We start from the raw sequence: 7219 nt of genomic DNA, 5'->3' as shown, positions 1-7219 counted from the left end.
GGCCCCCACGACCGACAGCCCCACCCCCGAGCCGTCACCCACCAGGACCTGCGACCGCTTCCCGTGGTGGTGCCCCTGATCCGGACCCCCGCACCCTCGTACGGCCCCCGCGAGTCCTCCGGGCGCGGAAACGAGGCAGCCGCACCCCGCGTCCGGGGTGCGGCTGTGTGCGGCGCGGGTCAGACCAGCGTCACAGTGACGTCGCCGCGCATCGCCTTCGAGTAGGGGCACACCTGGTGCGCCTTCTCGAGCAGCTCGCGCGCGGTCCCGGCGGAGACGTTCGGGATGTCGGCCGAGATCTCCACGATGATCCCGAACCCCTCGTCGTTCTTGCCGATGCCGACCTTGGCGGTGACCGTCGAGCCGGTGATGTCGGCGCCCTCCTGCCGGGCCACCACGCCGAGCGCCCCCTGGAAGCAGGCGCTGTAGCCCGCGGCGAACAACTGCTCCGGGTTGGTCCCGGCGCCGCTGCCGCCCATCTCCTCGGGCGGGTTCACGACGACGTCGAGCTTGCCGTCGTCGGTGGCGACCCGGCCGTCGCGGCCGTTCTCCGCGGTGGCGACGGCGGTGTACAGGACGTCGGACTGGGTGATGGGCATGCGGTTGTCTCCTCCTCGGTCCGCCGCGACTCGCGCCCACGATCGCGGACAGATTTCGGAAAGAAGTTACCGCATGCCGAAAACGCCGGGAAGGCTAGAGCTTGACGACCATCTTGCCGATGTTGTCGCCCCGCAGGACCCCGAGGAACGCCTCCAGGGTGTTCTCGACGCCCTCCGCCACGGTCTCGCGGTACTTCAGCGCGCCCGATGCGACCCACGGGCCGACCTCCTGGACGAACTGCGGCTGGAGGTCGTAGTGGTCGCCGACCAGGAAGCCCTCGATGCGGCCGCGGGTCTGGATCAGCCGGGCCAGGTTCTTCGGGCCTGGCGCCGGCTCGGTGTCGTTGTAGACCGAGATCATGCCGCAGATCACGATCCGGCCGCCCTCGTTGAGCGAGCCGATGGCCGCCTCCAGGTGGTCGCCGCCGACGTTGTCGAAGTAGACGTCGACACCGTCGGGCGCCGCCGCGCGCAGCTGCTCGGCGACCGGGCCGTTCTTGTAGTTGAACGCGGCGTCGAAGCCGTACTCGTCCACCAGCAGCTTGACCTTCTCGTCGGAGCCGGCCGAGCCGATGACCCGGGCGGCGCCCTTGAGCTTGGCGATCTGGCCCACCTGGCTGCCCACGGCACCCGCGGCGCCGGAGACGAAGACCGTGTCGCCCTCCTTGAGGGAGGCGGTGCGCAGCAGCCCCGCGTAGGCGGTCAGGCCGGTCATGCCGAGGACGCCGAGGTACGCCGAGAGGGGAGCGGCCTCCGGGTCGACCTTGACGGCGTGCCGCGCGTCCACGACCGCGTACTCGCGCCAGCCGAGGAAGTGCAGGACGTGGTCGCCGGCCGCGATGCCCTCGGCGCGGGACTCGACCACCTCGCCGACCGCGCCGCCCTGCATGGCCTTGCCCAGCTCGAAGGGGGCGACGTACGACTTCGCGGCACTCATCCGGCCGCGCATGTACGGGTCGACGGAGAGGTACTTGTTCCGCACCAGGACCTGCCCCTCGCCCGGGCTCGGGACCGGCGCCTCGACGAGCGCGAAGTCCTCGGGCTTCGGCCAGCCGACGGGACGGCTGAGGAGGTGCCACTCACGGTTGATCATCACGGAGCCTTTCCGATATTACTTCAGTACCTGAAACAACCATGCGCCTGAATATTTCATGATGTCAAGTAACCGGGTACCCTGGTGGGCATGTCCACCCCATCGAAGACCCACCGCCCCGACGCCCTCACCCTGGAGGTCGTCGAGCTGATCGGTGACGTCGTGGCCCGCTTCTACGCGGACTACGAGAAGGCGGCGGGCGAGCACACGCTGACCGGACCGCAGGCCCGGCTGCTCAGCCTGCTCTCGCTGGAGCCGCTGCCCATGCGCAAGCTGGCGCAGAAGCTCAAGTGCGAGCCGTCGAACGTGACCGGGATCGTGGACCGCCTGGAGACCCGCGGCCTGGTGGAGCGCCGCCCCGACCCGGCCGACCGCCGGGTGAAGGTGGCCGCCGCCACCGAGGAGGGCCGCCGGATGGCCCGGGACCTGCGCGAGAGCCTGCACTTCGCGCGCGAACCCCTCGCCGGTCTGTCGGAGGAGCAGCGGCGCTCCCTGCGTGACCTGCTGCGCCGCATGCTGGACGAGTGACCGGCGAGGGCCGTCGGACCGAGCCAGTAGAGTCCTCGGCGTGCGCGATCTTGGGGTGGGTTTCGGGTATCTGCTGAAGGGCCAGCGCTGGGTGGCCCGGCACGGACGGCGGTACGGGTTCGGGCTGCTGCCCGGCCTGATCACACTGGTCCTGTACGCCGCCGCGCTGGTCGCGCTCGCCGTGTGGGGCGATGACGCCGTCACCTGGGCGACCCCGTTCGCGGACGACTGGTCGAGCCCCTGGCGGGGACTGTTCCGCGGCTTCCTGACGGCCGTGCTGTTCGCCCTCGGCCTGCTGCTGGCCGTGCTGACCTTCACGGCCGTCACCCTGCTGGTCGGCCAGCCCTTCTACGAGAACCTCTCGGAGCGGGTCGACGCCGACGTCTCCCCGGACGGCACCGCACCGCGGTCGGAGCTGCCGTTCTGGCGCGAGCTGTGGATATCCGCCCGGGACAGCCTGCGGGTCCTGGTGCGCGCCGGACTCTGGGGCCTGCTGCTGTTCGCCCTCGGCTTCCTCCCCTTCGTCGGGCAGACCGTCGTCCCCGTGCTCGGCTTCTTCGTCACCGGCTTCTTCCTCACCGAGGAACTCGCCGCCGTCGCCCTCCAGCGCCGGGGCGTCGACCTGCGCGCCCGCCTCACCCTGCTCCGCTCCCGCAAGACGCTGGTCTGGGGCTTCGGCACGCCCCTGGGCCTGGCCTTCCTGGTGCCGTTCGTCGCCGTGTTCCTGATGCCGGGCGCGGTCGCGGGCGCCACGCTCCTCGCCCGGGACCTGCTGGGCGAGGAGAGCGCGGCCGAGCGCGAGGACGCGGCGGAGGACACCGCCGCGTGACCGGCGCCGCTCCGTGACCGGGACCGCCGAGTGACCGGGACCGCCGCGTGACCGGCTGCGCCGGCACCGTCCGCCCGCCCGTCGCCCCCGCGGCCCCCGCCGTCAGTCCCGCGCCGGCTCCGTCGCGTTCAGCGCCACCGTGACGATCGACCGGACCTGGTCGATGATGTCCAGCCGGTTGCGCACGAACTCCGGGTCGGTGACCCCGGTGGTGTTCCCGGCGCCGAAACGGAGGACCGGCGTGTGCACATGGCCGCCGGGCAGGGTGCCGTGCAGCCCGAGCCGGTCCCGCAGCAGGGTGGCCCGGTAGGCGATCTCGTTGGACAGGTAGTCGCCGCCGCCCCCCGCGCGGGCGCTGGAGCCCGGACTCGGCCCGTCCGGCCGGACGACGGGCGACCCGCCGCCCGCCGGGACCTCGGTCACCTCCGTGTGGTCGTAGACCGGGAAGCGCCCCGTCCGCGCGGCCACGACGGCGGCGTACGGCAGCGTCGTACCCGTCCACTGCGGCTGCGTCTCCGGATCGGCGACCGGCACCGTCCCCGTCCGCGAGACGGTGTCGTTGTCCGGGAAACCGCCGCGCCAGGCGCCGTTGGTGCGCTCGATGTCGAACCGTCCGTCGCGGCCCTGGCTCACGGTCGTGAACAGGTCCACCCGCGGCAGGTACGGCCCGAGGGTCCGCTCCACCGTGCCGGCGGCGAAGTCCCCCCAGCGCACCGGGAACACCGCGCTCTCCACGCGCGCGGGCCCCTCGGCCGTCTCGATCACCGTGCCGTCCAGCGCGAGCGCGCTGGCCCCGGACGGGTTGGAGATGCGGATGTCCCGGTCGAGCGTGAAGGGGTCGAACCCGGTGAGCAGCACCCGCCGCGACCGGTCCCCGGCCGGGTAGCGGATGTCGGTCTGCCCGCGCGAGGTCCGCTCCAGCAGGTCCAGCAGGGCCGCGCGCCGGCCGTCCGTGAGCCCGAACTCCGGCTGCCAGGCGCGCACTTCCCGGGTCATCCCGAGCCGCGCCCAGTACAGCGGCCGGTCGTCGTCCCGGCTCAGGTCGCCTCCGGCCGGACCCCGTCCCTGTGCCCGGCGCACCGCCCGCCGCCACAGCGCGGAGCCCTCCCGCGCGACGGTGCGGCGGGCCTGCTCGTAGGAGCGCGCGTGCGCCAGCGCGCGGACGAACTCCGGGGCCGCGTCGTCGAATCCGGAGCGCCGCAGGATCTCCCGGGGCACGGCCTGGTCGAGCCGCTGCTCCTCGACGGTGGGGGAGCCGGCGGGGGCGGGGGCGGGGGACGCGCAGGCGGTGGCCGGAACGGCCAGGGCGGCCGACACGGCCAGGCCGAGGACGTTGAGACGAACGCGTATACGGCTCAAGGGAGTCAGGGTCCTTCCGTCGCTGTGGGGCGCGTGGTGCGGTGGACGGCGGAAGTATCCCGTGGCGCACCCGGCGCGCGCCACGGTGCGGGCACCGGCGGACCCGGTCCGGCCGCTCACCCGGCACCCGGCACCCGGCGCCGCGAGCCGTTCGGCACGGCGGTGAGCGGGGGCGGTGCGCTCGGCCGTGCGACGGCCGGTCGCCGTACTCCGCCTACCGCGCCCCGGGCCGCGGAGGCACGATGGGGGCACCTGCACGGACTCGACGAGGAGGAACCGCGATGGCGGGAGCCCAGCCCACCCCGGCCGAGGAGGCCCGCGAGGCGGCCGTGGAGGCCGCCCTCGGCGCGCTCGGCCTGGACGCCAAGACCCGGCTGCTGGCCGGACAGGACATGTGGACCCTGCCCGCCCTGCCGGAGATCGGCCTGGCCTCCCTCGTCATGTCCGACGGCCCGATCGGCGTCCGGGGTGTGCGCTGGACCGCCGACGACCCCTCCGTCGCCCTGCCCTCGCCGACCGCGCTCGCCGCCGCCTGGGACCCGGAACTCGCCCGCCGCGCAGGAGTGCTGCTCGCCCAGGAGGCCCGCCGCAAGGGCGTGCACGTCCTGCTCGCCCCCACGGTCAACCTGCACCGCTCGCCGCTCGGCGGACGCCACTTCGAGTGCTACAGCGAGGACCCCTGCCTGACCGGTGTGATCGGCGCCGGCTATGTGACCGGCGTCCAGTCCGGCGGGGTCGGCACCACCGTCAAGCACTTCGTCGCCAACGACGCCGAGACCGAACGCTTCACGGTGGACAACCTGGTCTCCGCGCGCGCCCTGCGCGAGCTGTACCTGGCCCCCTTCGAGGCCATCGTGGCGAACGCCCGCCCGTGGGGCGTCATGACCGCCTACAACGCGGTCAACGGCACGACCATGACCGAGCACCACCACCTGGTCGAGGAGGTGCTGCGCGGCGAATGGGGCTTCGACGGCGTCAACGTCTCCGACTGGACGGCCGCCAGGGACACGGTCGGCGCCGTGCGCGGCGGCCTCGACATCGCCATGCCCGGCCCGCGGACCGTGTACGGACCCGCCCTCGCCCGGGCGGTGCGGGACGGCGAGGTCGAGGAGGCCCTGGTCGACGCCGCCGTACGGCGTGTGCTGCGGCTCGCCGCCCGCGTCGGCGTCCTGGCGGGCGCCGAACCCGCCGTGCCCGAACCACCCGCCCCGGTCGACGGCGAGGCGCTGGCCCGCGAGATCGCCCGCCGCTCCTTCGTCCTGGTCCGCAACGAGCGCGCCGCCCTGCCGCTGAAGCCGCACGGCACCGTCGCCCTGATCGGCGCCGCCGCCCGCGACGCCCGCGTCCTCGGCGGCGGCTCCGCCACCGTCTTCCCGGCCCGGGTGGTCTCCCCGCTCGACGGCCTCACCGCCGCCCTGCCCGAGGGCACCCTCCGCTACGCCGTCGGCGCCGATCCCGCCACCGAACTCGCCGTCGCCGGGCGGGGATTCCGCCTGCGGGCCGTCTGCCGGGACGCCGACGGCACCGTGATCGGCACCCGGTCCGCCCCGAACGGCCTGGTCCAGTGGATGGGTTCGGACCTGCCCGGGGGCGTCACCCACGACACCCTGCACACCGTCGAACTCACCGGCACCTTCACCCCGCGCGCCACCGGCCCGCACACCTTCGGCATCAAGGGCCTGGGCGTCTTCACCCTCACCGTCGACGGCACCACGTACTACGACGGCGTCCAGCGCCCCGGCAAGGACGACCCCTTCGAGGCCTTCTTCGGCGCCCCGGTGCCCCACGCCCGGACCGAACTCACCGCGGGCGAGCCGGTCGAGGTCTCCCTCGTCCACACCGTCCGGCTCCCCGACGACCTCGCCATGACCGTCGTCACCTTCGCCCTCGCCCACGCCGAGCCGCGGCGCGACCCCGACGAGCTGATCGCCGAGGCCGCCGAGGCGGCGCGGAACGCGGACACGGCCGTCGTCGTGGTCGCCACCACCGAGCGCGTCGAGTCCGAGGGCTTCGACCGCACGGACCTGAGGCTCCCCGGCCGCCAGGACGACCTGGTCCGCGCGGTCGCCGCCGCCAACCCGGACACCGTCGTGGTCGTCAACTCCGGCTCCCCGGTGGAACTGCCCTGGCGGGAGGAGGTCGCCGCCGTGCTGCTCGGCTGGTTCCCCGGCCAGGAGGGCGGCGCCGCCCTCGCCGACGTGCTCACCGGCGCCCACGAGCCCGGCGGCCGGCTCCCCACCACCTGGGGCTCCCTCGCCGACGCCCCCGTCACCCGGGTCGTCCCGGCCGGCGGCGAGCTGCCGTACACCGAGGACGTGTTCATCGGATACCGCGCCTGGGAGAAGGCCGGCCGCACGCCCTCGTACCCCTTCGGCCACGGCCTCGGGTACACGGACTGGGCCTACGAGTCGCTGGTGGTGGACGGCGGCACCGCCCGCGTCCGCGTCCGCAACACCGGCGAGCGGGCCGGCCGGGAGGTCGTCCAGGTCTACGTCGCCCCGGCCGGGCCCGGCCCCGAGCGCCCGGCACGCCGGCTGGCAGGCTTCGCCCCGGTCGAGGCCGGGCCCGGGGAGAGCGTCGAGGTCGGCGTCGAACTGCCCGCCCGCGCCTTCGAGGTCTGGGACGAGACGACGGGGAGGTGGGAGTGTGTGAAGGGTTCGTACGAGATCACCGCCGCACGCTCGATCGCCGACCACAGGCTCACCGCGCCGATTAACGTCTGATCCGGGACAGTCCCCGCGCACCAGGGACAAAGTCCCCCGCCAGCAGCCCCGGTCCGGGACCTGACACCCGGACCGGGGCTCGCCCCGC

Annotated in this window: 6 protein-coding genes; 3 read left to right on the top strand and 3 right to left on the bottom strand. The window is 74.2% G+C overall.

Annotation, left to right across the window (positions count from 1 at the left end; all coding sequences use genetic code 11):
• Positions 1 to 179: 179 nt before the first annotated feature.
• Both IF37_RS0118050 and IF37_RS0118045 read right to left on the bottom strand, forming a co-directional pair.
• Complete coding sequence (locus IF37_RS0118050) at positions 180 to 599, bottom strand: organic hydroperoxide resistance protein (RefSeq protein WP_030743377.1); 420 nt, start codon at positions 597 to 599, stop codon at positions 180 to 182.
• Positions 600 to 693: 94 nt separating this feature from the next.
• Positions 694 to 1692 (bottom strand): NADP-dependent oxidoreductase, encoded by a 999-nt coding sequence (locus IF37_RS0118045; RefSeq protein WP_030743374.1) that lies wholly within the window; start codon positions 1690 to 1692, stop codon positions 694 to 696.
• A 90-nt stretch (positions 1693 to 1782) separates the two neighbouring features.
• Between IF37_RS0118045 and IF37_RS0118040 the strand changes: the two genes are divergently transcribed.
• Both IF37_RS0118040 and IF37_RS0118035 read left to right on the top strand, forming a co-directional pair.
• Positions 1783 to 2220 (top strand): MarR family winged helix-turn-helix transcriptional regulator, encoded by a 438-nt coding sequence (locus IF37_RS0118040; RefSeq protein ID WP_030743372.1) that lies wholly within the window; start codon positions 1783 to 1785, stop codon positions 2218 to 2220.
• A 40-nt stretch (positions 2221 to 2260) separates the two neighbouring features.
• Positions 2261 to 3049: an EI24 domain-containing protein gene (locus IF37_RS0118035; protein ID WP_030743370.1), complete on the top strand. Its 789-nt coding sequence runs from the start codon at positions 2261 to 2263 to the stop codon at positions 3047 to 3049.
• Between the two features lie 102 nt (positions 3050 to 3151).
• On the opposite strand, the gene IF37_RS0118030 is transcribed toward IF37_RS0118035, so the two are convergent.
• Positions 3152 to 4408, bottom strand: coding sequence for a hypothetical protein (locus IF37_RS0118030; protein WP_030743368.1), 1257 nt, complete (start codon positions 4406 to 4408; stop codon positions 3152 to 3154).
• Positions 4409 to 4689: 281 nt separating this feature from the next.
• On the opposite strand from IF37_RS0118030, the gene IF37_RS0118025 reads away from it, so the two are divergent.
• On the top strand, positions 4690 to 7131 hold the full coding sequence (locus IF37_RS0118025) for a beta-glucosidase (RefSeq protein WP_030743366.1): 2442 nt from the start codon (positions 4690 to 4692) through the stop codon (positions 7129 to 7131).
• Positions 7132 to 7219: the final 88 nt, after the last annotated feature.

It is taken from the genome of Streptomyces sp. NRRL S-31 (assembly GCF_000718775.1).
Lineage (GTDB): Bacteria > Actinomycetota > Actinomycetes > Streptomycetales > Streptomycetaceae > Streptomyces.
This window is presented reverse-complemented; position numbering and strand designations above follow the sequence as displayed.

Excerpts from the sequence above, each read along its gene's own strand:
- IF37_RS0118025 (WP_030743366.1), top strand. The coding sequence starts at position 4,690 with ATGGCGGGAGCCCAGCCCACCCCGGCCGAGGAGGCCCGCGAGGCGGCC.
- IF37_RS0118045 (WP_030743374.1), bottom strand. The coding sequence starts at position 1,692 with ATGATCAACCGTGAGTGGCACCTCCTCAGCCGTCCCGTCGGCTGGCCG.
- IF37_RS0118040 (WP_030743372.1), top strand. The coding sequence starts at position 1,783 with ATGTCCACCCCATCGAAGACCCACCGCCCCGACGCCCTCACCCTGGAG.
- IF37_RS0118050 (WP_030743377.1), bottom strand. The coding sequence starts at position 599 with ATGCCCATCACCCAGTCCGACGTCCTGTACACCGCCGTCGCCACCGCG.